Genomic DNA, 26,691 nt, shown 5'->3' with positions numbered 1-26,691 from the left:
CACGGAGGGGCCGGCAGCTCGCCGGCCCCTCCCGCGTGTCCTCAGCCCGGCATCGGCGTCAGGCGCGTACGCGGACCCGCCCGCAACACGCCCGACGGCAGTTTCTTGCCGAGCAGTTCCTCGGCCAGTTCGGCCGTCTCGATCAGGGCCTCCAGGTCGATGCCGGTGTCGATGCCCATGTCGTGCAGCATGTGCACCGCCTCCTCGGTGGCCAGGTTGCCACTCGCCCCCGGCGCGTACGGGCAGCCACCCAGACCGCCCACGCTCGCGTCGAACTCGGTCACGCCCAACTCCAGCGCGGTCAGCAGGTTGGCCAGCGCCGTACCCCGGGTGTTGTGGAAGTGCAGCAGCACCGGCACGTGCGCGTTGCGGTCACGTACCGCGGTCAACAGCTCGCGGACCCGGCGCGGCGTGCCCATGCCGGTCGTGTCCCCGAAGGCGACCCGGTCCGCGCCGTCGCGGACCACCCGGTCGACGATGCCGGCGACACGACGCGGGTCGACGTCCCCCTCGTACGGACATCCGAAGCTGGTCGCGACGATCACCTCGACCCGCGCGGACGCGCCGTGCAGGAGATCGATCAGCTCGGCGATGTCGTCAAGCGACTCGTCGGTCGAGCGGTTGACGTTGCGGCGGTTGTGCGTGTCGCTGGCCGACACCACCACCTCGATCTCGGTGAAGCCGGCGGCCAGGGCCCGCTGCGCGCCCCGGGTGTTCGGTACCAGCGCCGAGTACCGCACCCCGTCGGCCTTCGCCGCCCGCCGCCACACCTCGTCGGCGTCGGCCATCTGCGGAATCGCCCTCGGGTGCACGAACGACACCGCCTCGATCCGGCGTACGCCGGTGGCGGAGAGCGCGTCGAGCAGCCGCACCTTGGCGTCGGCGGGAATCGGCTCCTCGTTCTGCAACCCGTCCCGGGGCCCCACCTCACGGATGGAGACGAAATCTGGCAGTTGGCTCATCGGTCACCTCGCTGTGACGTCGGATCGGAACAGGTCAGCGCATCCGGGAGACGATGCCCGTGTCGTAGGCGCCGGAGCGGAACTCCTCGTTGCCCAGCAGCTCGGCGAAGAAGGGGACGTTGTTCTTCGGGCCCTCGATCTGGAACGCGGCGACCGCTTCCCGCGCGCGTTCGAGCACCTCGTCGCGGGTCGAGCCGGTGACGATCAGCTTGGCCAGCAGGCTGTCGTAGAACGGGGTGACCGTGTTGCCCCCGGTGTAGCCGGAGTCCACCCGGATTCCCTCGCCGTCCGGCTCCACCCACGTCCTGATCACGCCGGGGCCGGGGAGGAACCGCTTCGGGTCCTCGGCGTTGATCCGCATCTCGATGGCGTGCCCGCTCGGCGCGAGCGCGTCCGGGTCGAACGTCGGCGCCAGCCCGGACGCCACCCGCAACTGCTCCTCGACCAGGTCGATGCCGTAGACGTACTCGGTCACCGGGTGCTCCACCTGAAGCCGCGTGTTCATCTCCAGGAAGAAGAACTCGTTCGTCGACGGATCGAGGAGGCACTCGACGGTCCCCGCGTTCCGGTAATCCACCGCCTCACCGGCGCGTACCGCCGCCGCCAGGAGGCGCGCCCGCAGTTCCGGCGAGACCGCCGGCGACGGGGATTCCTCGACCAACTTCTGGTTGCGGCGCTGCACCGAGCACTCCCGCTCGCCGAGCGCCACCACCCGGCCGTCGGCCAGGCCGAGGATCTGCACCTCGACGTGCCGTACCCGCGGGAAGTACCGCTCGATCAGCACCGAGCCGTCACCGAACATCCGCTCCGCGAAGGCGCGCACCTTGTCGTACTCGGTGCGCAGCGCGGCCTCGTCGGCGGCCACGCCCATGCCCATGCCGCCGCCGCCGGCGGCGGCCTTGACCATCACCGGGTAGCCGATCTCGGCGGCGGCCGTCACGGCCGCGTCCAGGTCGACGGCCGGGTCGGTGGTGCCGGGCGCGACGGGCACGCCGGCAGCGGCCATCAGGTTCCGAGCATTGATCTTGTCGCCCATCGCGCTGATCGCGTCCGCGCCCGGTCCGACCCAGATCAGCCCGCTCGCCTCGACGGTACGGGCGAACTCCGCGTTCTCCGACAGGAAGCCGTAGCCGGGGTGGATCGCCTGGGCGCCGGTCGACTTGGCGGCGGCGAGGATCGCCTCGACGTTGCGGTAGCTCTGCGCCGGGTTCGGCGGGCCGATGAGGACCGCCTCGTCCGCCTCGGCGACGAACGGTAAGTCGGCGTCCGCCTCCGAGTACACCGCGATCGCGCGGATGCCGAGCCGCTTGGCGGTCCGGATGACCCGGCGGGCGATCTCGCCCCGATTGGCGACCAGCAGTGACTCGATCATGTTTCCTCCCGGCGTCCGGATGTTGGGACGATGTCAGGGAATCATGACCGGCGTACTTCTGACGAGTCGGATCAGGCGAGCAGCGCGGCCAGCGTCGCTCCGCGCAGCAGCTCGGCACGACGCCGCCGGTCCACCTCGCCGCCGAGGAACGGGGTCGAGTTCATCAGGCCGAACGCGGCGTGCGCGAGCACCCGCGCCTCGCCGTCGGGCATGCCCGGGTGCAGCGCCGTGAGCACCGTCACCCACTCCTCGACGTAAAGCCGTTGCAGCCGCCGGATCCGTCGCCGCGGCTCCTCCGGCAGGCGGTCCAGCTCGTGCAGGTGCAGCGCGATCACCGCCGGGTTGGCCAGCGCGAACTCGACGTGGAAGTCGATCAGGGACTCCAGGACGCCGCGCGGGTCGTCCGGGTGCCCGGCGGCGCGTTCCCGCCCGCCGGCCAGCAGCCCCTCGCTCACCGGGATCAGCGCGGCGGCCAGCATCGCCTCCTTCCCGGCGAAGTGGTGATAGAGCGCCGGACCGGTCACCCCGGCTGCCGCGCCGATGTCGTCCATCGACACGCCGTGGTAGCCACGGGCGGCGAACAGACCGACCGCGATCTCCAGGATCTCGTCCTTGCGGGACCGACGCCGGCCCGTACCCGCCGCCCCCCGCGCCTGCTGCTCCACCGTCACCGGGCAAGCGTAGACCCGCGCGCCGGACCCGGTGGGGCGACGGTTACCGCTCGGTCGGTCGAGGCGGTCAGTCGTCCGGGTCGAGGTCGTGCTCCCGCCGCAGGGCGGCCGCCTCGTCAGACCGGTCGACCAGGTCCAGCGCACGGGCCAGCAACCACGCCGTCTGGCGGACCGGCCGCGAGCCGGCCGGCAGGCCACCGAGTACGCGACGCAGCAGCGGCTCCGCCTCGGCCGGCCGGTCCAGTCGGAGCAGCAGCTCACCGACGAGCGTCTCCACCTGGGCCGCCTCGGCGAACGCCTCGATCGACCGCAGCCGGTCGGGCACCCCGGCGAGCCGTTCCAGCGCCTCGTCCGGCCGGCCCTCCCCGGTCAGCACCCGCGCACCGGTCTCCGCCGTCATCGCCAGCTCGTACGTCACCGCAGGCGTCGGCTCCGGCTGCCCGGCCAACACCGCCGCCAGCCCGTCCGCCAGTTCGACGACGCGTACCGCCTCCGGCAGGTTGTCGGACCAGAACCAGGCGTACGCCTCCCGCCGACGGGCGCGCAACTCGTCCAGCGGCAGTCCGGCGAGCCGGTACGCGGTGGCGGCGGCCGCGAACCGCTCGGCGGCCACGGCGTCCCGGTCGGCGTCGTACAGGATCCCGCCGGCCTCCTCCAGCACCTGGGCCCGGTTGGGCAGGTTGTCCGGGCCGTCCAGGTTGACGGACAACTGCTCCAGCAGAGCCAGCGCGGGGTCGATCTCGCCGAGCCCGCTGTACACACCGGCCAGCAGGTGCCGGCAGCGGTCGGCCTCCGCCTGGGCGCCCAGCCGGTCCAGGCCGAGCACGGCCTCCTCGGCGACCTCCGCCGCCTCGGCGAGCCGACCCACCACCCGGTACGCGTTCGCCAGCTCCCAGCGCAGGAACGCGTCCCCCTCGGCGCCACGTTCCACGCAGAGCGTCACCGCCTCGACGAAGTCGTCCACCGCGTCGACGGCCCGGCCGGCCGAGAGCAGTGCCCGCGCGCGGGCGACCCGTACAGGCAGCTCCGCGTCCGCCGGCGCCACACGCAACGCCTCGTCGCAGGCGGCCACCGCCTCCGCCGGATCGTCGACCGTCCGCGCGCAGGTCAGGCAGGCCGCCACGACCAGCTCGTCGATGCCCAGCTCACGGGCGATCCGGCGGGCCTCCTCGGCGGCGGCGCGGGCCTCGTCGACCCGGTCGGACTGCTCCAGCAGATGCGCCCGGTGCAGCGCGATCCGGGCCGCCAGGTGCTCATCGCCACCCGCGTCGGCGGGTACCCGGTCCAGTGCGGCCAGGGCGTCCGCCCAGCGTTGCCGGTGCAGCAGCGCCAACGCCAGCCGGTCGTGCCCGGCGGCCCGCTGCCGGGCGTCACCGAGCCGATCCAGCGCCTCGGTAGCCTCCCGCACCAACGTCAGCCCCTCCTCGGCGTGCTCGTCGTCGCGGGTCAGCAGCACACCGAGCCGCCCCGCGACAACCTGGGCGGGCAGCTCCTCGCCCGCCGAGCGGTACAGCTCCAGCGCCGCCCGGTTCAGCTCGACCGCGCCCTCGATGTCGTCCTCGTCGCCCCGCTCGGCCGCCCGCAACGCCAGCCGGTGCGCGACCGTACGCGACGGCAGGTCGGCGCCGTCGAACCGGTCGTCGTACGCGGCCAGCGCCGCCTGGAAGGTGGCCCGGTCGTGCCGGCCCCAGCTCTCCTCGGCGAAGGTCAGCAACTCGTCGGCGTCGACGGGCAGATCCGCAGTGGGCACCTCGACGGGTGCCCGGTCGGGCCGTTCGGGCACGGGCGCTGCCACACCGGTGGGCGCGTCCCCACCCGCTCGGGCCGGACGGCGACGGACGCTCGCGGAGAGCGGCAGGTGCTCGCCGCCGGGCCGGACGGCGAGCCGCCGCGCGATCCACTGCGACTGGTGGGTGGTCCCGTTGCGGGCGTCGAAACGGGCGGCCAACTCGGTCGCCGTCCGGGCCAACTCGTCGGCCAGCGCCGACGCCGGCACCTCGGCCGCCGGCCGTCCCTCGGCGGCCCGGCGGTACACGGTCGCCCCGCCGGCCTGACGCAGCGCGGCGGCGGCGGTCGCCGCGAAGTGCATGGCGGCGGCCGGCGACGGCGGCCGGTCCAGCCAGTCCAGATGCCGCTCGACCAGCTCGACCGCCCGCGCCTCGTTGCCGGTGAGCGTGCAGAACTCCACGTGGTCGCCGATGTCCCACAGGTCGGCGAGGCTGCCGCGCAGCTTGCGGTACGCCTCACGGTGCGCGTCGCGCGCCGACTCACCCCGACCGGTACGCAGGTACGGCAGGAGGAGCGCCGTGAGGATCGCCTGCGGCTGCTCGGTGCACGTGAGCCGGCCGGCGAGCACCGGCTCGGCGAGGGCCACCGCCTCGGCGTCCCGACCGGTGTCGGCGAGGTAGCCCACCTGACTCGTCGGGTCACAACCCGCGCAGTCGGACAGGTCGTCGCGAGGCGTCGTCTGCCACAGCCGGTACCAGTGCGCGGCGGCCTCGGCGTCACCCACGTGGTCGGCGACCCGGAACCGGTGCTTGTGGACGGTCTGCAGGCTGTGCCCGCCGGCCCGGTAGCGCCGCTCCATGTCGTCGAGCACGGCGTACGTGCGGTCCAGCGGCACCTCGGGGAACTTCAGCAGCCCTGAGATCATGTACTTGAAGTGCCACAGCAACTGGTGCAGGTGGCGCTGGTGGTAGGGCTGCGGGTCGCGGTCGAACTCGGACAGGCACCACGAGAACGTCACGAACGACTTCGCCGGCTCGCCGCCGTAGACGTACCCCGTCGTCGCCTGCATCCGCGTGACGAAGGCGAGGTGCCGGTCGTCGGCGGCGTCCACCCGGCGCAGCAACTGCTCCAGCGCGGCGATCTGCCCCGCCCCGTAGGGCATGTCGGCGATGCCGCGCAGCACCCGCCACAGGTCCTCGTCGCTCATGCCTGCTCCCGTCCCGGCACGGCCCGGCCGAGCAGGCCGAGGAAGGAATCGTTCAGCAGCGCGGCGTCGGCCGCGCGGATCGGATGGTGCCCGAGCAGCAGCGCCTGCCCGTACAGCGCCTCGACGGCGAGCCCGACCAGCTCCGGGTCGCCCAGCACGGTGACCCGCCGCACCAGCGGGTTGCGGTGGTTGAGCACCAGTTGCGGGCGGTCCGGTGGCGCGGTGGCGGCGAGCGCGTCGAGCACCCCGCCCCACAGCTCGTCGGCCCGGTCGCGGCTGGCGGCGAGCTGGTCGTTGAACGCCGCCGACCGGCTGACCAGGTAGAGCGCCGGCAGCGAGACCGGGTCGTACGCGCGGATGACCACCTCGCAGCCGGACCTCTCGACGGCCCGCTGCGCGGCGGTGAGGAACGGCCGCAGCGCCAGTTCCACGGACGGGTCGAGGGCCTCGAACCGGGTGGTGAGGTCGCTCGGCTCGAGCCGTTCGATAAGCACCGAGCGGTCCACCGCCGGCAGCCGCTCGATCAGCTCGGTGTCGTACGTGTAGCCGGCGTTGACCACCGCCAGGTCCTGTGCGGCGGCCACCGCGGCGAGCTGACGGAACTCGTCGAGGCTGGCCGCGTAGCGGACCACCCCGTAGCGTTCCCGGAACTCGGCGAGGGTGAGCGTGCCGACGTTGGTGTCCATCGGCCACCACCTGTCGACCAGCCGCAGCATGTCGTCGTCGTGCAGGGCCAGCGCCTTCACGCCGAGGTGGTGCACCTGGAGGAACTCGGCCAGCCGGTGCGGGTCGTGTCGCGCGAGCCGGACCAGCCAGCCGCGCACCTGGTCGCCGAGCGCCTCCCGGGTCGCGGTCAGCAGGGTGTCCTCGTACAGGGCCTCCCGGCTGGCCGTCGGACGCAACTCGGTCGCGTCGACGACGCAGTGCGCGAAGAACGCCCAATCCGGCAGCAGGCCGTCGGCGTTCTCGGTGAGCAGCATCCGCTTGAGGTAGACGCGGTGCCCGGCACGGGCCGCCGGGTTCACCGGGGTGGGCAGGATGACGGCGACACCGGTCAGCCCGGCCTCGGGAACACTCAGCGGCAGCACGTCGAACGGGTCCACGCCGAGCGTCTCGCGGGCGTACGCGATCAGCGCCGCCCGGTCGACCGGCGCTCCCGGCGTCGTCGGCCAGGGCGGTTCGCCGACGGTGGTGACCACGTCGCCGACCCGGACGGTGACGGGCAGCAGCGATCCGAAGAGCCGCGCCAGGTCGACGACCGTCGGGGTGCTGAACCACTGGTCGGCGTCGCGGCGGGGCACCAGCGTCACCGTGGTGCCCGGCTCGGCGCGGGCGGCCTCCGGTGGCGCCACGCTCACCGCGTACCGGCCGTCGGCGTACCCGGTCCACCGGACGGTGGGGTTGTCGCCGTGGCGGGTGAGCACCTGGATCTCGTCGGCCACCAGGAAGCAGGAGAGCAGGCCGATGCCGAACTGGCCGAGGAACTCGTGCCGGGAGAAGCCCAGCTCGTCGCGCTTGGAGCTGCGGCCGATGGTCGCCAGCAGCTCGTGCACCTGCGCCTCGGTCAGGCCGACGCCGGTGTCGTGCACGCGCAGGGTGCCGTCCCCGGTGATCTCCGGGGGCTCGATCCGGACCAGCGCCGGCGCGTCCGGCTCGGTGGTACGCCGGGCGGTGATCGCGTCCACGGCGTTCTGAAGCAGCTCACGGACGTAGACCCGAGGGCTGCCGTAGAGGTGGTGGCTGAGCAGGTCGACCACGCCACGTAGGTCGACCTGGAAGGTGTGGTCCACTTCTGTGCTCTCCCGGGTCCCGATGCCGGCGCTCACCGTACCCAAGATCACCGACTGCCCGCGTCCCCCTTTCGCCCGGCGACTTGACCCTCGACCCGGTCGAACCGGCACGGTCGGCGGCATGATCTCTTCCGCTCTGGGCCGGGACTTCCGGCTGCTCTGGTCCGCCGCAGTGGCGTCCCGCTTCGGGGACGCGCTGCGGACGCCGGCGTTGGCGTTGCTGGCGGCCACGCTGACCCGCGACCCCCGCGTCATCGCCGCGGTCACCGTGGCCGCGCAGGTGCCGCCGCTGCTCTTCGGCCTGCTCGGCGGGGTGTACGCGGACCGCTGGGACCGCCGCCGGACGATGGCCGGCATCGACGGGGTACGCGCCGCGGTGGTGGCGGCGGTGGCCGTGGCGGTGGCCTTCGACCGGGTCGGCATCGGGCTTCTGCTGGTGGCGGCGTTCCTGCTCGCCTCGCTGGGAACACTCTTCGACGCCGCCTCGTTCGCGCTGCTCCCGACCCTGGTGTCGCCGGCCGCGCTGCCCCGGGCGAACGGCCGCCTCCAGGCGGGTTCGGCGGTGGCGGGCGGTTTCCTCGGCGCCCCCGCCGCCGGTGTGCTGTTCGCCGCCGCTCCCGCCCTGCCGTTCGCTCTCGACGCCGTCACCTTCGCGGTGGCCGCCCTGTTCGTGCTCGCCCTCGCCCCTCCGGCCGCCGTCCGAGCGAGGCCGAACACCGGGCGCGGGTCGGTGCGGGGCGACATCGTCGAGGGAGTGCGGTGGTTGCGCGCGCACCGGACCATGTGGCGGGTCACCCTGCTCGCCGCGGCGAGCAACCTGGCGATCTCCGGCATCATGGCGGTGCTGGTGCTCTACGCGCTGGACGTGCTGCGCATACCGCCGGCCGGGTACGGGCTGTTCGCCGCGTCGGCGATCCTCGGCGGAGTGGCCGGGGCGCTGGCATCGGATCGGCTCGCCGCCCGGCTCGGCACCGTACCCGCGCTGCGGGCGGTTCTCGCCGCGGAGACCGTCGCGCTGACCGCTTTCGCGCTGGCCCGGCATCCGGTGCCGGGCGGGCTCGCGCTGGCCGTCTTCGCCGGCGGGACGGTGGTGTGGAACAGCCTGTGGGCGTCGTACGGTCAGCGGCAGGTGCCGTCGGGGCTGCTCGGCCGGGTCGGCGCCGCCCAGCGGATGGTCGGTCTGCTCACCGCCCCCGTCGGCGCGGGCCTCGCCGGGCTGGTCGCCGCCGCACACGGGACGGTCCCGGTGGTGGGCGCGGCGGCGGGTGTCTTCGCGCTGGTGACGGTGGTGGCGTGGCGGATACTGCGACCGGACGGAAAATCGCCCCAACCTTTTCCGCCCTCCCGTGCGTCTGTCGGGTGACGCGCACCGCGGACGGCCGGAAGGGGTGCGGATGGGATCGACGGCGGACGACGGCCGCGACGGCTACCTCGCCTTCGTGGAGAGCAACCAGCACCGGCTCCTGCGCGCGGCCTTCCTGATCTGTGGCAACCGGCACCAGGCCGAGGACCTCCTCCAGGACGCCCTGCTGAAGCTGGCGCTGCGCTGGACCTCGGTCCGCGACGGCGATCCCGCCGCGTACGTGCGGGCCATCCTCTACCGGGACGCGGTGTCCTGGTGGCGGCGTCGTCGCCGGGAATGGCTCAGCGCCGCGCCGCCGGAGCGGGCCGCGCCGGACCGGGACGGCGCGCTGCGGCTGACCCTGCACGACGCGCTGGGGACGCTGCCGCCGCGCCAGCGGGCCGTGCTGGTGCTGCGGTACTACGAGGACCTCACCGAGGTCGCCACGGCCGAGGCGCTAGGGGTGACCGTCGGCACCGTGAAGAGCCAGTGCCATCTGGCGCTGCGCCGCCTCAGGGAGGTCGCACCCGACCTCACCGGGAACGACCGACCGGGTCGGGACGCCAACGGTGTGGAGGTGACCCGGTGAAGGAGCAGGACCTGCGTGACCTGTTCACCATCAGCGTGCAGGATGTGCTGCCCACCGCGCCGGCGTCGGCCGGCTGGGATCGGGCGCGGCGTACCCGGCGTACCCGGCGGGCCGTGGGCGCGGTCGTCGTCGCCGTGACGTTGGCCAGTGGCGTGGCCGTCGCCCTGCGACCGTCCGCTGGTCCACGCCTGGACCATCCGGTGGCGCCCACCGTCGAGCCCACCCACGCCGGCCCGGTGCAGCGCCCGCCCGCCAAGCTGACCTTCCCACCCGATCCGTTGAGCCGGATCAGCGGTCCGCCGACCGTGGCGCTGTCCGCGCGACCGGTCCAGCGGGCGCTGGCGCTGTTCCAGCCGCTCAACGAGGAGGGCCAACCGGACGGCCCGATCCGAATCCTCGGCGACGACGGCGTGGTCCGCAGTCTCGACGTGGTGACGCCGGCACCCACCTGGGACGAGAGCGGCAACGAGGCGACAGCGGTCAAGCCGGGAGTCCTGTCGCCGGACGGCCGGTGGGCGGCGTTCGCACAGACCGATGAGCTGATCATGGTCGACCTCACCACGGCGGGCGTACGTCGCGTCCCGCTCGACGGTTACCTGGAGTTGGTGGTGTGGGCGCACGACCGGGTGCTGGTCGGCGGCGACAACCGGACGTACGTGGTGGAGCGGGACACGGAGGCGGCCAGTACCACCGACGTGTCGGCCTGGAACGTGGTCACACCCGATCCGGAGGCCGGTCGTGGGGCGGCTCTGCTCGAGATGGTCGGCGAGCGCGGTGGCCTGAAGCTGCGGAGCCGTACCGCCTTCGACAGCCCGGTCCGCTCCGAACAGCCGATCACCGTGGACGCGCTGCCGCCGCCCTATGAGGTGAAGGAGTTCTACGGCCGGGGTTGGCTGCACGGGGGCCGGTTGGCCAGCGCCGGGTGGATCGTCAACAGCCAGATCGACGGCGCCGAGGGGGTGGCCGTGCTGGATTCCCGCACCGGCTCGGTGACTCACCTGCTCGACCTCGGGCGGGACCGCGCCAAGGGCTGCTGCCCGGTGTTGGGCTGGGACAACAAGGGGGCGGTGCTGCTACGCCTGGAACCGGCGGCCCTGGCGCGCTGGGACCCGGAGAGCGGCGCGATCACCGGGATCATCGCCGACCTGCGCGGCGTGCTGGCGCTGCCCGGCTGAGGCAGGACGTGCTCGCGCCGGCCGACTGAGGCGCGGCGCGCTGGAGCTGGCCGGCTGGGCCTCGGGGGTGCCCAGCCGGCCGAGCCCGCGTCTCAGGCCGCGATGCCGCCGGGCTGGTCGCCCTTCACCACAGGCGCCCGGACCAGGTTGCCCCACTCCGTCCACGAGCCGTCGTAGTTGCGCACCTGCGGGTAGCCCAGCAGGTGCCGCAGCACGAACCAGGTGTGGCTGGACCGCTCGCCGATCCGGCAGTACGCGATCACGTCGTCGTCCGGGCTGAGCCCGAGCTGGTCGGCGTAGATGGCCTTCAACTCGTCGGCGGACTTGAACGTGCCGTCCTCGTTCGCGGCGGACTTCCACGGCTTGTTGACCGCGCCCGGGATGTGTCCACCCCGCAGCGCGCCCTCCTGCGGGTAGTCCGGCATGTGCAGCATCTCGCCGGTGTACTCGCCCGGCGACCGCACGTCGACCAGCGGCCGGCCCACCGCGATGTGGGCCATCACCTGCTCGCGGAACGCGCGCAGCGGCGCGTCGTCCCGCAGCGGCACCGGATAGTCGGCACGGGGCCGGGCCGGCTTGTCGCGGGTCAGCTCGCGCCCCTCGGCGACCCACTTCTGCCGGCCGCCGTCGAGCAACCGCACGTCGGCGTGGCCGAAGAGCGAGAAGACCCAGAGGGCGTACGCGGCCCACCAGTTGAAGTTGTCGCCGTAGAAGACGACGGTGTCGCCCCGACCGATGCCCTTCGCGGCGCACATCTCGGCGAAGCTCGTCGCGTCGAGGTAGTCCCGGGTGACCTGGTCGTTCAGGTCGAGGTGCCAGTCGACCTTGACGGCGCCGGGGATGTGACCGGATTCGTAGAGCAGGACATCCTCGTCGGACTCGACCACGACAAGGCCCTCGTCGCCCAGGTGCTCGGCCAACCAGTCGGTGGTGACCAGCCGCCGCGGGTCGGCGTACGACTGGAAGCGGGGATCAGGATCGTTCGGCACAGACATGATCCCCAAGGTACGCCGCCAGAGCCTCGGCTGACCGGCCATCGGACGTGACGCGGCGCTCGCCGGATCTCGTCAAGGATGTGCGGGACTGTTCGGAACGGCTTGGGCGGTTCCCGACACACCGACTGCCACTCAGGCTTGAGCGCAGAGAGAGATCCATAGGAAAAACATCTGCGCCGAAGGAGACCAGGAAGTGATCAAGAGAATCGCGTCAAGCGTCATCGCCGTGGCGGCTACGGCCGCCGTCGTCGGTACGCCCGGCACCGCCCAGGCACAGACCAGGGGCCAGGCAGCCGCGGCCACCTATTGTTACGCGGTCGCCGACGTGCCCTGGTACCGGAGTCCGAGTGTCTACGCCACCGGTCACATCTACTGCGACCCCTGGGCCGACGCCGAGATCAAGGTGACGATCACCGCCAACGGCGCCAGCAAGGGTTCGACCTCGACGGGCTACGCGGCTCCGCACATCAGCGACACCGCTGTTGGCCAGAACTGGAGCGGCAACCAGGTGTGGTGCACGGTGGTTTCTGGCACCTACTACACCGACGGCGGTTCCTACCCCGTCTACGACAGGACGTGTGAGTCTGCCGGCTTCTAGGGCCTCAGAACACCGCGTGGGTTGATGCCGGGGGGCCGCCAGGGCGTCGGACGGCGCGAGTGAGCGTGGTCCGGGCGCTGCCGTCCGGACCACGCTCGGTCCGAAAGGGATCGTTTGCCAAGTGGTCAGTCGACGATCGGCCCGAGCAGCGGACGCTTCGCGGTCACCGTGTCACCGGACGACCGGCCGGTGAGCCGACGCTTGATCCACGGGGCCAGGTACTGCCCGGCCCAGCGCAGGTCGGCCGCGCGGGCGGCGAGCCACGGTGACGGTGCCGGGTGCGGCGGGACCAGCAGCCACTCCTCGTCGCAGCCCACGCCGAGCGCGTTCAGCACCTGCCCGGCGACCCGTCGGTGCCCGGCCGGGGAGAGGTGCAGCCGGTCGGTGCTCCACAGCATCGGGTTGAGGAACGTGTCGTCGGCGTACAGGTCGACCAGGATCGCGCCGTGCCGCTCGGCGGTCTCGCCCACCGCCTGGTTGAGCAGTTGCACCCGGGGAGCGACGAGACGCTGACCGGGCAGTCGGGCCATCACGTCCGCGAATCGGAAGAGCAGCACGTCCGCGCCGCCCGAGCGGAGTTGCCGGACGACATCGTCGAAGCGGGAGACGAGTGTCTGCGGGTCGAAGGTGCGGCGCAGGACGTCGTTCCCGCCGGCCGCGAAGCTGATCAGGTCGGGCTTCATCGCCACCGCGGAGGGCACCTGCTCGGCGACCACGCTGGGGAAGAGCCGGCCCCGAATGGCGAGGTTCGCGTACCGGAAGTCCGGGCCCGCCTCGGCGGCGAGCCGGGTCGCCACCAGGTCCGCCCAACCCCGGAAGGTGCCATCCGGGTACGCGTCGTCCATACCCTCGGTGAAGCTGTCCCCGACCGCGACAAAACTGCGCCAGCGCACCCGCGCCCCCCTCACGCCACCCGTTGCCTGCGGCGACCAGTCTTTCACCGGGGGCGCGTCGGCCGATGCCCCGACCGGCCGACGTGGCGGAGGTCATGCGCACGCTTTGATCGAGAGCCTTGATCGGGGGCTTGATCGACACGAGTTCACCGATATCGCGGCATTCCGGTCGGGTTGACACCGCAACTTCGGCGAACGCGCGTCGATCATCCGCCACGTCAAGCCGCTGCCTCACTGACCTGGCGCGTTCTCCTTGACGTACACACCAGCGCCAGGCAGCGACTCCGTGAGGCCTTGCATCTTCAGGATGAGGAAGACCCGGTCCGCAACGAAGCTGGAGACTTCGTACTGCTCACACAACTCGGCGCGGCTGGGCAGGCGCGAGCCGGGTGGGAACTCCCCGGACTGGATTCGCTTGATCACATCTTCGGCTACGCGCTGGTAGGCGTACTGCGGCGGCACTGGCGGTTCCCCTATCGATCGGCACCTCCCACTTAATCACCCATGGCGAGTGCTTGACTAGCAATGGTTAGCCATGGCAGGTTTCTGGTAGCGCCCCTATCGGTCGGCAACTGGCGGGGTGCTCGGATAGCGGTCCGGTCACTTGATCAGGGATCGGTGGCCGGACCTGCTCCTTGCGGGAGGTGCAGTGATCGAGCGTGAACTACCCCGGTCAGAGTGGGTTCCGATGCTGGCCAGACGGATCATTCGACGGCACTGGATTTTGGGATCCTGCGAACGGTGTCACGGTCGGGCCGGAACGTGCGGAGCACTGACCTGGGCTCGGAAGCGCGTCGTGGCATACCGCCAGGTCGACGATCGGCCGACCAGCTAGGCCCGCCGAAACGGTGTCGCCAATCCGGCGGATGTCGGGGTGCCCTGGCCCGTCAGCAGGCCCCACAATGGAGGGCCGGTCACCGGGCCGGGTAGCGGGGAGGGCCTAGTTGAGTCAGGCAAGCGAGCCGAGCCCCGCCGGGCCGGTCCCGGCGGCGGACACGCCGTCGCGCACCACACGGACCCGTCAGATCCGACTCGTGGGGCTGGTCGTCGCGTTGGCCGTCCTGGCGGCCGCCCTCGTTCCGATCGTCCTCGCCATGGGCCCGCCGACGCGGGACGAGTTGCTGGAGGACGCTCAGCTCAAGGGCAAGCAGCAGCTCATCATCGGGGTGAAGGACGACCAGCCGGGCATCTCACAGCGCCTTCCGAACAACGTCTGGAAGGGCTTCGACGTCGACATCGCGTACATGATCGCGAGCTACCTCGGCTTCGACCACTCGCAGGTGCGCTTCGTGCCGATCGAGAGTGAGGACCGGGCCCGTCGGCAGGCCCAGGACGGCGAGGGTTTCGTCACCGTCGACCTGGTGATCGCCTCGTACAGCATCAACGACAAGCGCCGGGAGGAGGGCGCGGTCTTCTCGGCCGCGTACCTGCACACCGAGCAGTCGGTGGTGACGTTGAAGGACTTCAAGGGCCAGGTGAGCAGCCTGGAGGATCTGCGTGGGCTGACGGTCTGCTCGCTGACGACCTCGACGTCCATCCAGCGCCTCGCCGAGGCCGGCGCCACGCCGGTGGGCCGGAACCGGATCAGCGAGTGCATCCAGGAGATGTACGACGGCAAGGTGCAGGCCGTCACCACCGACGCGGCGATCCTCGCCGGCTTCGTCACCGGCGACCAGCCTGGCGACGACGGCCAGCGGTTCCCGGTGACCCTGAAGAACGTCAAACCGTTGCGGCACTGGGACATCGGCTCGTCGCCGCAGGAGCGGTGGGGCGTCAACACCGGCCCCAACAAGGCCCTGCTCGACCTGGTCGACCTGGCGCTCTACGAGTCGGCGAAGGACGAGGAGAACTCGGCCTGGGAGAACGCGTTCAACGCCAACCTGCGTTGGCAGCAGGGCTACAACCTTCCGCAGCCGGTCGCGGAACAGCAGCAACCCGATCCGAGGAAGGTGGAGGTGCGACAGTGGCCGTGGGAGAGGATCGCACTGCCGCCCCCGGCGCACCCCGGGTCGTTCCCGGTTCACACTGGGCCGTTCGCCCGCGTCGGATGGCGGGGGCGCGGCAGGCGCAACAGTGGCTGCTGACCCTCCTACCCGCCTTCCCCGTCCTCCTGCTGGTGCTGCGGCTCTGGCAGCTCAGCCAGCAGGACATGTCCACGATGCTGCTGCTGGTCCAGTACGTCAGCCCGCTCGGCCTGCTCAGCGCCCTCCTGATCGCCCTGGTGTGGGCGTTCCCCGTTGTCGTGCTCACTTTCGGTGTCCTCGGTCGGCTGCTCCGGCTCAGCGCTCCTGACCGGTTCGACCCGGAACGCTCCCTGTTGGCCTCGGGGACGGCACGTACCCCGGGATGGGTGATCAGCGCGGCGGTCGCGCTGGCGGCGCTCACCTGGCAGCTCCGCTTCCTGCCGTCGCTGCTGATGCTCGGCCTCTGGCTGCTGGCGCTGCGCACCCGCTACCTGCACCCGGATCAGCCGACCCGCATCCTGTTCGTCAGCGTGGCCCTGCCGTCGGCGGCGGCGGTCCTGGCGTACAGCGTGCTCGGACCCGCGATCTGGACGGCGTACCGGGAGGGCGAGCTGGCCACCGCCGCCCTACTGGCGGTGCCACCCGCCGCCACCCTGCTGCTCACCGGCCCGATCCCCGGGTGGATCGCGCCGGCGTTGACCCACGGCCTGGCATTCACGGTCGCCGCGGTGCTTCCGGTGGTGATGGGCGCGGTCTTCCTCCGGGTGCCGCTGCTGCCCATCGCCGCCGTCGAGGTGGTCCCGAAGGAATCGGCCGCGACGGCCCCGGAAGTCCCGGCGTCGACAGCCCCGGGCGGCCCGGCCCCGCGGCCGTTGGACAGCACGACCTCAGCGGCCCCGGGCGCCCCCGGAAACGGCGGCACGGCAACCCCGGCCGGCCCCCCGTCCGCCGCCGACGGCCGGCAGGTGGTGCTCGGCGCGCTCATCACGGTGACCGACACGTCGACGATCGTGCTGGACCGGACCGCCACCGTACGGTTCCTGCCGAACGGGTGGGTCGAGTCGCAGGTTCTCTGCCCGCAGCCGGCGGCGGTTCCGTACAGCCTGGTGTCGGTGCGTGGCTGGCCGGTGGAGGAGACCGCCCTGGACTGGATGATGCCCCGCCGGCCGGTGGCCGACCCGGACGTCCGCTGCGAGGGCCGCCTCCCCGCCGCGAGGTGACAGGACGGAGGGACCAGCCACCCCCTAGGTGGCCGGTCCCTCGTCGTAGCCGGTGGCGCGACCACCGGGGTTGCTTCAGCCGAGAAGAACGCCCCACGGCTGGCCGGCGGGCACCGCCGCGTCGGCCAGCACCCGGCCGTTGGCGGCGTACCGGACCAGGCGGTAAGCCGGCGCGTCGTCGCCCGGCGTCGCGGTGTTCACCTGGGCCACGAGGGTTCCATCGGCGGCGAAGACGACGTCGACCGTTGCCCCGTGGCCGGTCGGCTTGCGCCAGGCCGTCTTGAGGGGTGCCAGCTCGATGACCGCCCCGCTCGCGACTTCGACCCGGTAGGTGCGGAACTCCCAGGTGCAACCGCACTCACCCGGGTTGGGCACGTGGGTGCTGACCACCGCCGTCCGGCCGTCCGCGGAGATCCCGGCCACTCTGTCGATGACGCGGTCGGCGGGGATGCGGGGACTGATGGTGCGCCGCGTACCTCGCCCGTTCCCGATGCTCACCGTCCGCTTGGCGGCCTGGGCCCACCATCCGTTGTCCACCGTCGGGCAGTCTGACTGGTGGTTGGCAAGGACCCTACGGCCGGTCCCGTCGGCATTGATGGCGACCACCGTCCAGTCTCTCCCCCGACCTACGCTGAACAGCACACGCTGGGAATCGAGCCAGCTCGGCGTGCAGGTCCACCCGCTCTGCGTCCCGACGACGTGCTGCTGCGTGCCGTCGAAGGCGCTGATAACCAGTCGGCCGGCGGACGGCTCCAACCAGGCGATTCGCTCGCCGTTCGGGGAGACGACGGTCGGGCTCTCGGCGGTGCCGCTGTGCGGCCGACCCGTTCGCACCACCTGCCAGGTCCCACCCGAGGTAAGCCGCCAGATCCGGGCCGGGTCGTTCTGCTTCTGGCCGAACTCCTGTTCCGTGTACCAGGTCAGCCGCGGCCATTGCGTCGACCCGGTGTCCGGGCGGGTTGGAACGACGGGCGGTGCGGCGGCGCTCGCGCCCGGCACGGCGCCACCCGCACCGGCGGCAGAGGTGTCGCCCGTCGCCGTGACAGCGCTGCCGGGTGCGGTGACAGGGTTGCCGGGGGCGGTGACCGCCGTACCGGTTCCGGCGGGGACATCCGTGGCATCCGGGCCGGCGGTGCCGCAGGCCGCGGCACCGAACGCCAGGAACAGCAGAACTGCGGTACCGACGATCACGCCAGAGCGGTGGGCCGGGGCGGCGGGGCGGGTGAACGGGCCGAGGTTCATCGTCTGCATCCTCTGCGACAGGTGGTCGAATTTGACACCACCCATGACGAGCCCTTGGCCCTGGCGAGTTGCCGTTCTCGGGCGTCGCTATCCGACAGTCGAATCCGTTGGCACCGGCAACCATTTCCGCGGTTCACGGACGGTGATCAACGCCCGCCAGACGATCCGGGTGGGGACAGCGGAAGGGCGGGCCACCCCGAGGTGACCCACCCAGTTCCGGTGCTGCTCGTCAGTCCACGACGGCGAGTATGTGAATGCCCTTCAGGCTGGCCGGCTCGGCGGTTTCGGAAATCTTCTTGCCGTCTTCGTCCACCAACAGCGCGGCGTATCCACTACCGGCCTGGACCCGCACGATCATCGAACCGTCGGCCCGGAAGATCACCTGCCGCGGCTTTCGGCCCTCCAGAGGCAGTCGGATCTCCTCGCCCGTCCGGGTATCGCGCACCACGCAGACGTCGGGACCGGTCCCGTCCTCGCTGCCGGGGTCGGGTTGGTACAGGGCGATGCGATCGCCATTCGGAGAAAGGCTGGCGACGTCCCCATTTCCCCAGGTGCCCCTCGGGCCCAGCCCCGGCATGTCACGCTTCCGGTTGCCGCTGCTGTCGAACAGCGTCACACCACCATCGATGCTGATCATCGCGATGACCTCGCCGTCAGCAGACCAACGAGCATTACATCCCGCACGCTCGTTCGCCCACCAGCGCACGGTCTTCTTCGCTGAGTGCGTGTCCAGCACCCCAACCCGGCCAGGCCCAACCGCCGGATCCCACTCGCGGAACAGCAGGTACCGCCCATCCGGCGACCAGACCGGGTTGACGCAGGTCGGCTCGACCTCTTTGCGCATCTGCTGCCGGTCCGAGCCGTCGACGTTGGCCGTGTAGAGGTTGGTGCCCCCGTCCGCGTCGATCTGCACCCAGGCAACCCGACGCCCGTCCGGCGAAATGCTCGCGCGGATCAGTGCCGTGGGTTCCGGCAAAGCCGCCAGTTGCACCACGCTGTCCCCAGGGTTCCAGGACCGTAGATTCGCGTTCCTGGCATCGACCCCCGAGGCGGGACCGTAGAAGAGTTTGCCGAACTGTACGGCCGGGGTGTTCGTGCCGGTCCCGCTGCTGGGCGGGACACCGGGGGCGTCGGCGCTGGTGGAGGGTGTCGGGGTGAGCGACAGCGACGGCGTCGGGGTCGCCGTGACCGACGGGGTGTCGGCGGGCAGCGGGTTCGGGGACTGGTTCGGCCGGATGGCGAAGGCGGTGCCGGCCGCCGCCGCGATCAACACCAGGGCGGCGGCGGAGGTGGCAACCGCGCGCTGGATGCCGAGCCGGCGGGAGGCGCGCAGCGTACGGTCCCGCAGGTCGACCGGGGTGACCTCGTCGGCCAGGGCGGCCAGGTCGAGCCGGAGGCGCTGGTCGTTCATCGGCTGCTTCCTTCCAGTACGTACAGCTCGGCGAGCTCGGGCGCCACGGCGCGCAACCTGGCCAGCGACTTGGCCGTCTGGCTCTTCACGGTGCCGATCGTGACCCCGAGCAGTTCGGCGGCCTCCGCCTCGGTGCGGTCCTCGAAGAACCGCAGCACCAGCACGGCACGTTGCTTCGGGGAGAGCTTCGCCAGCGCCGCCCGCAGGGTGAGCCGCAAACTGGTCTGATGGGCGTGATCGGGGGCCGAGCCGCCTCCGCGTGGCTCGGGCAGGTCGCCCGGCATCGACTCGGGAATCCGGCGCCGTCGCCACCAGGAGACCTGCAGGTGGTACATGGTCTTGCGGGTGTACGCCTCGGCGTTGCCGCTGTGGTGCAGGCGACTCCAGGAGCGGTGGGTCCGGGCCAGGGCCGACTGGACGAGGTCCTCGGCCAGGTGCTGGTCGCCGGTGAGCAGATAGGCCGAGCGCAGCAGCGCCGGGGTACGGGTACGGACGAACGAGTCGAACTCACTCAACAGAGGGTCCACACGGGCCGATCCTCAGGTCAGGGTGCGAGGGCTTGGTGCCTTTGCAGACGTCAGCATGTACGCCGATGGTTGCCGTCGGAGGGGCGGGATCGGGCCGAAATTGATCGCTCATCCGGCTGCACGGTCCTAGGCTGCGCGGATGCTGCTACGCATGTCGACCCTGTTGCTGCGGACCCTGCGCGAGGATCCGGCCGACGCGGAGGTGCCGAGCCACCGGCTGCTGCTGCGTGCCGGTTACATCCGTCGCGCCGCGCCGGGCGGCTACACGTGGCTGCCGCTGGGCAAGCTGGTGCTGGACCGGATCACCGAGGTGGTACGCGCCGAGCTGAACGCGATCGGCGACCAGGAGGTGTACTTCCCGGCGCTGCTGCCCGCCGAGCCGTACCGGACCAGCGGCCGGTGGACGGAGTACGGCGACGACATCTTCACCCTCGCCGACCGGCGCGGCGCCGAGCACCTGTTGGCGCCCACCCACGAGGAGATGGCGGCGCTGCTGGTCAAGGACCTTTTCACGTCGTACCGGGATTTCCCGGTGACGCTCTACCAGGTGCAGACGAAGTTCCGCGACGAGGCGCGGCCCCGGGCCGGTGTGCTGCGTGGCCGGGAGTTCCTGATGAAGGACGCGTACTCCTTCGACCTGGACGAGGCGGGCCTGCGGGAGTCGTACGGCCGGCACCGGGCGGCGTACCAGCGGATCTTCGACCGGCTGGGTCTGGACCACACGGTGGTGCACGCGATGTCCGGCGCGATGGGCGGCTCGGCGTCGGAGGAGTTCCTGGCCTCGACGCCGGTCGGCGAGGACACCTTCGTCGGCTGCACCGCCTGCGACTACGCCGCCAACACCGAGGCCGTCGTCACCCGGGCCCCCGCCGTCGGCGACCCCGCCACCCGGCCCGCGGCGCAGGTGCACGACACCCCGGAGACCGCGACGATCGCCAGCCTGGTCGAGCTGGCGAACAGCCGCCGGCTCGGTGACCGCGACGACTGGAGCGCCGCCGACACCCTGAAGAACGTCGTCCTGACGGTTCGCCAGCCCGGGGCGGACCGTGCCGAACCCCTGGTGGTCGGGCTGCCCGGCGACCGGGAGGTGGACCTGAAGCGGCTCGCCGCCGCGCTGGAGCCGGCGCAGGTGACGGTCTTCGAGGACTGGGCCGAACATCCGGAGCTGGTACGCGGCTACCTCGGCCCGCAGGTGCTCGCCAAGCTCGGCATCCGCTACCTGGTCGATCCCCGGGTGGTGACCGGTTCTGCCTGGCTGACGGGCGCGAACGAGCTGGGTCGGCACGCGACCGACGTGGTCTGCGGGCGGGACTTCACGCCCGACGGCACGATCGAGGCGGCCGAGGTACGCGCCGGCGACCCCTGCCCCGACTGCGCCGACGGCGAGCTGACCATCCGGCGGGGGATCGAGATCGGGCACATCTTCCAGCTCGGTCGCCGGTACACCGACGCGTTCGCCGTCGACGTGCTCGGGCCGGCCGGCAAGCCGGTCCGACCCACCATGGGCTGCTACGGCATCGGGATCTCCCGCGCGGTCGCGGCCATCGCCGAACAGCACCACGACGAGCGGGGACTCCGCTGGCCGGCGGCGGTCGCGCCCTGTGACGTACACCTGGTGGTGGCGGGCAAGGGCCCGCAGCTCGACGCGGCGCTGGACCTCGGCGGGCGTCTGGCCGCCGCCGGCCTGCGCGTGCTGGTCGACGACCGCACGCACGTCTCGGCGGGGGTGAAGTTCACCGACGCCGAGCTGATCGGCATCCCGCGCGCCGTCGTGGTCGGCCGCCGACTGGTCGACGGGTACGTCGAGCTGCGCGAGCGGGTCGGTGACCGGCGAACGGAACTGCCGGTGGACACCGTGGTGGATCGGATCGCCGACGAGGTCCGCCGGGAACGTGCGAACCTGGTGTAGCCGCCGCGTCACGGGGTAGTGCAGTCGGATCGGGTGGAGCGTCTTCGGAGGATCTCATGACCGGTTACCGGGTCAGCGACGTGATGACCAAGCAGGTCGTGTACCTGTCGGCGGAGACCACCCTGGACGAGGCGGCCAGGGTGATGAAGGAGGCGGACATCGGCGACGTGGTCGTCACCGACGGCGCCACGCTCGCCGGCATGCTCACGGACCGCGACATCGTGGTCCGGGCGGTCGCCGAGAACGCGTCACCGGCGTCGACCACCATCGGCTCGATCGTCACCCGGGAGGTGGTCATGATCGAGCAGCACTGCACGGCCGGGGAGGCAGCGGCGCTCATGCGGGACCGGGGCATCCGGCGGGTGCTGGTCTGCGACAGCGACCGCAAGCTGGTGGGCATCGTCTCGCTCGGTGACCTGGCCATGCAGCTCGACCCGACCAGCGCGTTGAGTGAGATCAGCGAACAGTCGCCGACGACGTGACCGGCCGATGCCGGCGGTAGCCTCGACTCATGGCTGACATGCCGGCCCGACTGGCCGAGATCGTCGACGAGTTCGCTGCCGCGCCGCGCGACCTGGTGCTGGAGATGCTGCTGGAGTACGCCGACGTCATTCCCGTGCTGCCGGAGGACGACACCGCGCGCGAGGGCATGGAGCAGGTGCCCGAGTGCCAGACCGCGTTCTTCCTGCGTGCCACCGTGACGCCGGACGGCGTGGTCGAGACGCTGTTCGACTGCCCACCGGAGGCTCCGACCACCCGGGCGTTCGCCGGGATCCTCGCCGAAGGGCTGGCCGGCGCGAGCGCCGAGGAGGTGCTGGCGGTTCCGGACGATCTCTACCAGCGGATGGGTCTGGCCCAGGCGATCAGTCCGCTGCGGGTCCGCGGGGGGACGGCGATCCTGGGCCGGCTCAAGCGGCAGGTCCGGGAACAACTCGACTGACCGGGCAGTTGCCACCGATCATGGAGATCGAGATCTACGCGGACGTCGTCTGCCCGTGGTGCTACCTGGGCAAGCGTCGCCTTGACGAGGCAATCGCCCGTTACGACGGCGAGGTGACCGTCCGCTACCGGCCGTTCCAGCTCGACCCGTCGCCGGTACCCGAGCCGCTTCCGGTGGTCGACGCGCTGGCCGCCAAGTTCGGCGGCCCGGAGCGGGCGCGGCAGATGGTCGCCCGGGTGGTCCAGGTCGCTGCGGGTGACGGGCTGCGGCTGGACTACGACCACGCGGTGGCCGCCAACACCTTCGACGCGCATCGGCTGGTCGGCTACGCCGCCGAGCGCGACCGGGCGGCCGAGATGGTGGAGGCCCTGTACCAGGCGCACTTCACGAAGGGTCTCGACGTGGGCTCCCGGGAGGTGCTGGCCACGATCGCCGGCTCGATCGGCCTGGACGCCGCCGACGCGCGCCGGTTCCTCGACTCCGACGAGCGGACCGCCGAACTTGCCGCCGACCTGGCCGCGGCCCACGACCTGGGCATCACGAGCGTGCCGATGTTCGTGCTGGCCGGGAAGTACGCGGTGAGTGGCGCCCAGGAGGCGTCCACGCTCCTCGCCGCGCTGGCCGAGGTCGAGCAGCGGGAGGCTGCCGCCCGCCAGTCATAGACGCACGTGATGTTTCACGTGCAACGGCATCGATGCCGATGCCTGGTCAGGCTGGCCTGGCCAGGCCCTCCACCACCTGCGCGCCGGGCAGCGCGCCCAGCGCCGGCCCGGGCAGCGCGATCTTGCTGTGCCGTACGCCGGACCCGATGATCACGTGCGGGGTGGCGATCACCCGCGCGTCCACCAGGATCGGCCACTGGGCCGGCAGCCCGATCGGGGTGATCCCGCCGTACTCCATGCCGGTCAACTCGACCGCGTCGGCCATCGGGGCGAAGCTCGCCTTGCGGACGTCCAGGGTCCTGCGGGCCACCCCGTTCACGTCGGCCCGCGTGGTCGCCAGCACGATGCAGGCCGCGTAGCGGACGACGCCCTCGCGCTTGCCGGCCACCACGACGCAGTTGGCCGACACGTCCAACCCCACCTCGTACGCGGCGCAGAACTCGGCCGTGTCGGCGAGGTCGGCGTCGATCGGCGCGACCAGCACGTCGTCGACGTCCACCGGCGCGTCGGCGGGCCACTGGGCGATGGCCTCCGCGACCGGCGGGGCGAGCAGGTCGAGGCGGGCACGGGCCGGTTCGGTCTTCAACGTTCCCATCACGGTTGCGATCCTCGCATCCGTACCGCCGGATCGCCTGCCGACCCCGGCCGCGTCCCGCGACGCCACCTCCACGTCGCGGCTCAACTGCCCGCGAGGAACGCGTTGTCGCGCATGAACGAGCGGTCGCGGGCGGCCGCCAGTTCCTCTTCGCGGCGTGCCCGGGCCCGCTGAAGCTCCAGGTCCTCCAGCGCGTGCCGGACGCCCAGCCGGATCACGCCGTAGAGGAACACGAAACCGAAGACGTAGAGGATCACCGTGGTGACGACAACGAACATGGCGTCACCGTAGGACGAACGTGAACCGGCGCATCTCTCATCTCCGCGCGGTTCCCCCGTACGTGTCCCGGGGCACCGGGGACCTCACCTCGACCGGAGCAGGTCCAGCACCGTCAGCAGCGCGAAGAACGCGATCACGATCTCGTTGACGATCCAGGCGTGCCCCTCGGCCCACCTCCGCATCCGGGCGAGCACCCGGGCGGCCCTCGACCCGAGCAGCACCAGCGCCAGCAGCGGCACGGCGAGAAGCAGCACGGTGAGCAGCACGAACGGCACCAGGTGCCACCACGGCAGGTCGTGCCGGGCCACGGTCGCGCCCACCGTCGCCATGGTGATGTCGTCGGTGGGCGTCGCCACGAAGAGCAGCGCGCCGGTACGCGCCGCCCAGCGCGGATCGGCGTGGCTGACGCTGCCCAGCCACCGCGGCGGCCCGGAGCGGTCGCGGCGCGCCCAGATCACCACGGCCAGGATCACCAGCAGCGCGAGCACCACCATGTCGATGGTCGGACCGCTGTCGGCCTTGTGGGCGGCCGTGCTGGCGTCGGTGGCCAGGCCACCCAGCACTCGGGTCAGCAACCAGCTCACGGTCACTCCGGCGACCACCACCAGTCCGGCGCCGGCGAGGAAGCCGGACGACGCGGCCCGGGGCCGGTCGGACGAGGCGAGGAAGATCGCCACGACCAGTTGCGTCCCGGCGACCATCACCACGGCAAGCGGCAGGACGGTCAGGAAGCTCATCGCCTGCCATCCTGACGCCCGACCGGGACCGACGCACCGGATCGACGGCGGATCACCCGCCCGACGCGTTGCTCCCCGGCACCACCACCCGGCCGGCCAGCAACGCGCCGAGCAGCGCCAGACCGGCCGCCACCGCCAGCGTCACCAGGTAGCTCGACGGGCCGGGCGCGCTCCCCACGGCCAGGACAGCGCCGGTGAGCGCCAGCACGGTCGCCGCGAAGAGAGAGTCGCCCAGTTGCAGCGACGAGCTGTTGCGGCCCTGCTCACCGGGTGCGGACAGCTCCAACGTGAGCACCGACAACGAGGGGTAGAGCAGTCCCATGCCGAGCCCGGCGACCGCCCAGCCGAGCACGGCGACGGCCACCGGCACCTCGGGTCGGACGGCCAGCGCGACAGTCGCCGTACCGGCCGTGATCGCGCACAGGCCGACGCGGGGCAGGCTGGCCCGGGAGGCCGGAACCGGAATCCGGCCCTGTATCCAGGAGCCCACCGACCAGGCCAACGCGCCCACGGTGAGGACCAGCCCGGCGGCGGTCGGCGACAGTCCCCGCTCGCGGGACAGCAGCAACGGGATGACCACCTCGGCGCCGACGAACGCCGCCGACGCCAGGCCCCGCAGACCGACGACGGTGGGCAGCCCCCGGGCCGCCCGCAGGAACCCGGCGGGTAGCAGACGCGGAGCGCAGATCACCAGACCGGCCAGGCCGAGCGCGATCACCGTCAGGGCCGTCACGCCGCGCTGCTGACCCCCGATGTGCAGCAGTGCGGCGCTCGCGCCCGCCCCGCAGGCCCAGGCGACGCGGGCGATCGCGCCGGCCGGCGGCCGGCTCGGCACGGTCGCGTCGAGCGACCGCAGGCCCGGCTGGATCAGCAACACCGCCGGGACGGCCACCGCCGGCACCACGAGAAAGACCCACCGCCAGCCCAGGTACTCGACGATCAACCCGGCCAGGGCCGGCCCGACCAGCGAGGGTACGACCCACGCCGCCGCGAACGCGGCGAAGATCCGCCGGTGCAGTTCCTCCGGGTACGCCTGCCCGACGATGACGTAGAGCGCCACCGAGAGCAGCCCGGAGCCGAAGCCCTGCACCACGCGGCCGACCACCAGCGCCGTCATCGCCTGCGCCGTACCGGCGACCAGCAGCCCCACCACGAACCAGGCGACGCCGTGCCACATCGGCCCCCGCGGTCCCCGCGCGTCGCACCAGATGCCGGAGACGACCATGGCCAGCACCCCGGCGGCGAACGGGCCACCGAAGGCGATGCCGTACAGCGCCAGGCCGTCCAGGCTGCGCGCGACGGTCGGCATGGCCGTGCCCACCGCCAACGCCTCGAAGGCGAGCAACGACACCAGCGCCACACAGCCCACCGTCATCGCCCGCAGCCGAGACGCGAACAGCCCTGCGGGCACTGGGGCGACGGTGGCGCTTCGGCTCGACATGCACCGAGCCTGCGACCTCAACCCGGATTCATGTCAACCGGGGCGTGACCGGGCTCTCGTCAGGCTTCCTGGATCGCCTCCCCGAGGCCGCGTACCAGTCCCGAGAAGTGCTGATCCGCCAGGACATGCCCGGCGGTGATCACCAGGGCGAGCGGCCACTCGATCACCTGCAACGCGGCCAGGACCCCGAGCCCGGCGTAGTAGGCGATCTTGTCCGGCGGCGGTACGGCCACCTCGCCCAGCATGGGCAGCTCGACGCGCCGGCTGTACATCTGGACGTTCTCGCGTGAACCGTTGAGGTGTCGTGTCAGCGTGCTCATTCGGCCTCCCCGTGTCCGGTGCTGGTCGTCGCATTCCACCCCCCACCCCGTCCATGCGCGGTCTGCCGCCCAAAGTTCCGGTGCTCCGAGGGGCATAACGGACGTCAGGTCGGGAAGCCAGG

General features: G+C 72.1%; 26 protein-coding genes. 10 read left to right on the top strand and 16 right to left on the bottom strand.

The features are described 5' to 3' along the window. Nucleotides 1-41: 41 nt before the first annotated feature. The 5 genes from ACTFTM_RS01310 to ACTFTM_RS01290 all read right to left on the bottom strand — a co-directional run bounded on the left by ACTFTM_RS01310 (nt 42) and on the right by ACTFTM_RS01290 (nt 7,730). Nucleotides 42-962 (bottom strand): hydroxymethylglutaryl-CoA lyase, encoded by a 921-nt coding sequence (locus tag ACTFTM_RS01310; protein ID WP_449564063.1) that lies wholly within the window; start codon nt 960-962, stop codon nt 42-44. A gap of 34 nt (nt 963-996) precedes the next feature. Then, complete coding sequence (locus ACTFTM_RS01305) at nt 997-2,334, bottom strand: acetyl-CoA carboxylase biotin carboxylase subunit (protein WP_449564062.1); 1,338 nt, start codon at nt 2,332-2,334, stop codon at nt 997-999. A 71-nt stretch (nt 2,335-2,405) separates the two neighbouring features. Next, nucleotides 2,406-3,005 carry a TetR/AcrR family transcriptional regulator gene (locus ACTFTM_RS01300; protein WP_421473846.1) on the bottom strand — a complete coding sequence of 200 codons (600 nt, stop codon included), beginning with the start codon at nt 3,003-3,005 and terminating at the stop codon, nt 2,406-2,408. 67 nt (nt 3,006-3,072) lie between these two features. Then, nucleotides 3,073-5,940 carry a hypothetical protein gene (locus ACTFTM_RS01295; protein ID WP_449564061.1) on the bottom strand — a complete coding sequence of 956 codons (2,868 nt, stop codon included), beginning with the start codon at nt 5,938-5,940 and terminating at the stop codon, nt 3,073-3,075. Next, a complete protein-coding gene (locus ACTFTM_RS01290) occupies nt 5,937-7,730 on the bottom strand; it encodes an HSP90 family protein (RefSeq protein WP_449566508.1) in 1,794 nt (597 codons plus the stop codon). Before ACTFTM_RS01290 ends, ACTFTM_RS01295 begins: the two co-directional genes overlap by 4 nt. 121 nt (nt 7,731-7,851) lie before the next feature. Here ACTFTM_RS01290 and ACTFTM_RS01285 point away from each other — a divergent pair, with 121 nt between their 5' ends. From ACTFTM_RS01285 to ACTFTM_RS01275, 3 genes are read left to right on the top strand one after another with little or no spacing between them, the layout of a single operon-like run. Then, a complete protein-coding gene (locus ACTFTM_RS01285; RefSeq protein ID WP_449564060.1) occupies nt 7,852-9,093 on the top strand; it encodes an MFS transporter in 1,242 nt (413 codons plus the stop codon). 31 nt (nt 9,094-9,124) lie between these two features. Further along, nucleotides 9,125-9,661 carry a SigE family RNA polymerase sigma factor gene (locus ACTFTM_RS01280; RefSeq protein WP_449564059.1) on the top strand — a complete coding sequence of 179 codons (537 nt, stop codon included), beginning with the start codon at nt 9,125-9,127 and terminating at the stop codon, nt 9,659-9,661. Further along, nucleotides 9,658-10,836 (top strand): hypothetical protein, encoded by a 1,179-nt coding sequence (locus tag ACTFTM_RS01275; protein WP_449564058.1) that lies wholly within the window; start codon nt 9,658-9,660, stop codon nt 10,834-10,836. Before ACTFTM_RS01280 ends, ACTFTM_RS01275 begins: the two co-directional genes overlap by 4 nt. 92 nt (nt 10,837-10,928) lie before the next feature. Here the strand turns inward: ACTFTM_RS01275 and ACTFTM_RS01270 are convergent, their stop codons facing one another. Next, the gene (locus tag ACTFTM_RS01270; RefSeq protein WP_449564057.1) at nt 10,929-11,831 is read right to left on the bottom strand and encodes a sulfurtransferase; all 903 of its coding nucleotides are present in this window, start codon (nt 11,829-11,831) and stop codon (nt 10,929-10,931) included. Between the two features lie 193 nt (nt 11,832-12,024). On the opposite strand from ACTFTM_RS01270, the gene ACTFTM_RS01265 reads away from it, so the two are divergent. Continuing rightward, nucleotides 12,025-12,429: a hypothetical protein gene (locus tag ACTFTM_RS01265; protein ID WP_449564056.1), complete on the top strand. Its 405-nt coding sequence runs from the start codon at nt 12,025-12,027 to the stop codon at nt 12,427-12,429. Between the two features lie 125 nt (nt 12,430-12,554). Here the strand turns inward: ACTFTM_RS01265 and ACTFTM_RS01260 are convergent, their stop codons facing one another. Both ACTFTM_RS01260 and ACTFTM_RS01255 read right to left on the bottom strand, forming a co-directional pair. Then, complete coding sequence (locus ACTFTM_RS01260) at nt 12,555-13,322, bottom strand: SGNH/GDSL hydrolase family protein (RefSeq protein ID WP_449564055.1); 768 nt, start codon at nt 13,320-13,322, stop codon at nt 12,555-12,557. A gap of 231 nt (nt 13,323-13,553) precedes the next feature. Further along, a complete protein-coding gene (locus ACTFTM_RS01255) occupies nt 13,554-13,784 on the bottom strand; it encodes a winged helix-turn-helix domain-containing protein (protein ID WP_449564054.1) in 231 nt (76 codons plus the stop codon). A gap of 482 nt (nt 13,785-14,266) precedes the next feature. On the opposite strand from ACTFTM_RS01255, the gene ACTFTM_RS01250 reads away from it, so the two are divergent. Together ACTFTM_RS01250 and ACTFTM_RS01245 are read left to right on the top strand one after the other, a co-directional pair. Beyond that, nucleotides 14,267-15,406, top strand: coding sequence for a transporter substrate-binding domain-containing protein (locus ACTFTM_RS01250; RefSeq protein WP_449564053.1), 1,140 nt, complete (start codon nt 14,267-14,269; stop codon nt 15,404-15,406). Further along, entirely contained in the window at nt 15,370-16,506 is a 1,137-nt protein-coding gene (locus ACTFTM_RS01245) for a hypothetical protein (RefSeq protein WP_449564052.1), read from the top strand. The genes ACTFTM_RS01250 and ACTFTM_RS01245 overlap by 37 nt, the downstream gene beginning before the upstream one ends. 75 nt (nt 16,507-16,581) lie before the next feature. Here ACTFTM_RS01245 and ACTFTM_RS01240 read toward each other — a convergent pair whose 3' ends face one another. The 3 genes from ACTFTM_RS01240 to ACTFTM_RS01230 form a co-directional block, all read right to left on the bottom strand. Then, nucleotides 16,582-17,793, bottom strand: a complete 1,212-nt coding sequence (locus tag ACTFTM_RS01240) for a hypothetical protein (RefSeq protein ID WP_449564051.1) — start codon at nt 17,791-17,793, stop codon at nt 16,582-16,584. 184 nt (nt 17,794-17,977) lie between these two features. After that, nucleotides 17,978-19,159, bottom strand: a complete 1,182-nt coding sequence (locus ACTFTM_RS01235; RefSeq protein WP_449564050.1) for a hypothetical protein — start codon at nt 19,157-19,159, stop codon at nt 17,978-17,980. Beyond that, nucleotides 19,156-19,686, bottom strand: coding sequence for a SigE family RNA polymerase sigma factor (locus tag ACTFTM_RS01230; RefSeq protein WP_449564049.1), 531 nt, complete (start codon nt 19,684-19,686; stop codon nt 19,156-19,158). The genes ACTFTM_RS01235 and ACTFTM_RS01230 overlap by 4 nt, the downstream gene beginning before the upstream one ends. Before the next feature lie 139 nt (nt 19,687-19,825). On the opposite strand from ACTFTM_RS01230, the gene ACTFTM_RS01225 reads away from it, so the two are divergent. The 4 genes from ACTFTM_RS01225 to ACTFTM_RS01210 are packed head-to-tail and all read left to right on the top strand — an operon-like array spanning nt 19,826 to nt 23,197. After that, on the top strand, nt 19,826-21,595 hold the full coding sequence (locus tag ACTFTM_RS01225) for a proline--tRNA ligase (protein ID WP_449564048.1): 1,770 nt from the start codon (nt 19,826-19,828) through the stop codon (nt 21,593-21,595). A gap of 56 nt (nt 21,596-21,651) precedes the next feature. Continuing rightward, entirely contained in the window at nt 21,652-22,077 is a 426-nt protein-coding gene (locus ACTFTM_RS01220; protein ID WP_357129342.1) for a CBS domain-containing protein, read from the top strand. Nucleotides 22,078-22,106: 29 nt separating this feature from the next. After that, complete coding sequence (locus ACTFTM_RS01215; RefSeq protein ID WP_449564047.1) at nt 22,107-22,535, top strand: SufE family protein; 429 nt, start codon at nt 22,107-22,109, stop codon at nt 22,533-22,535. Nucleotides 22,536-22,555: 20 nt separating this feature from the next. Continuing rightward, the gene (locus ACTFTM_RS01210; RefSeq protein ID WP_449564046.1) at nt 22,556-23,197 is read left to right on the top strand and encodes a DsbA family oxidoreductase; all 642 of its coding nucleotides are present in this window, start codon (nt 22,556-22,558) and stop codon (nt 23,195-23,197) included. A gap of 46 nt (nt 23,198-23,243) precedes the next feature. Here the strand turns inward: ACTFTM_RS01210 and ACTFTM_RS01205 are convergent, their stop codons facing one another. The 5 genes from ACTFTM_RS01205 to ACTFTM_RS01185 all read right to left on the bottom strand — a co-directional run bounded on the left by ACTFTM_RS01205 (nt 23,244) and on the right by ACTFTM_RS01185 (nt 26,569). After that, the gene (locus ACTFTM_RS01205; protein ID WP_449564045.1) at nt 23,244-23,792 is read right to left on the bottom strand and encodes a YbaK/EbsC family protein; all 549 of its coding nucleotides are present in this window, start codon (nt 23,790-23,792) and stop codon (nt 23,244-23,246) included. An 83-nt stretch (nt 23,793-23,875) separates the two neighbouring features. Further along, nucleotides 23,876-24,070, bottom strand: coding sequence for a hypothetical protein (locus ACTFTM_RS01200; protein ID WP_422737572.1), 195 nt, complete (start codon nt 24,068-24,070; stop codon nt 23,876-23,878). Nucleotides 24,071-24,154: 84 nt separating this feature from the next. Further along, the gene (locus ACTFTM_RS01195) at nt 24,155-24,808 is read right to left on the bottom strand and encodes a GAP family protein (protein WP_449564044.1); all 654 of its coding nucleotides are present in this window, start codon (nt 24,806-24,808) and stop codon (nt 24,155-24,157) included. Between the two features lie 52 nt (nt 24,809-24,860). Beyond that, nucleotides 24,861-26,249 carry an MFS transporter gene (locus tag ACTFTM_RS01190; protein WP_449564043.1) on the bottom strand — a complete coding sequence of 463 codons (1,389 nt, stop codon included), beginning with the start codon at nt 26,247-26,249 and terminating at the stop codon, nt 24,861-24,863. A gap of 59 nt (nt 26,250-26,308) precedes the next feature. Continuing rightward, the gene (locus tag ACTFTM_RS01185) at nt 26,309-26,569 is read right to left on the bottom strand and encodes a hypothetical protein (RefSeq protein ID WP_449564042.1); all 261 of its coding nucleotides are present in this window, start codon (nt 26,567-26,569) and stop codon (nt 26,309-26,311) included. Nucleotides 26,570-26,691: the final 122 nt, after the last annotated feature.

It is taken from the genome of Micromonospora sp. RB23 (genome assembly GCF_053585025.1).
The sequence above is the reverse complement of the archived record's forward strand: the minus strand, read 5'-3'. Positions and strand labels throughout refer to the sequence as shown.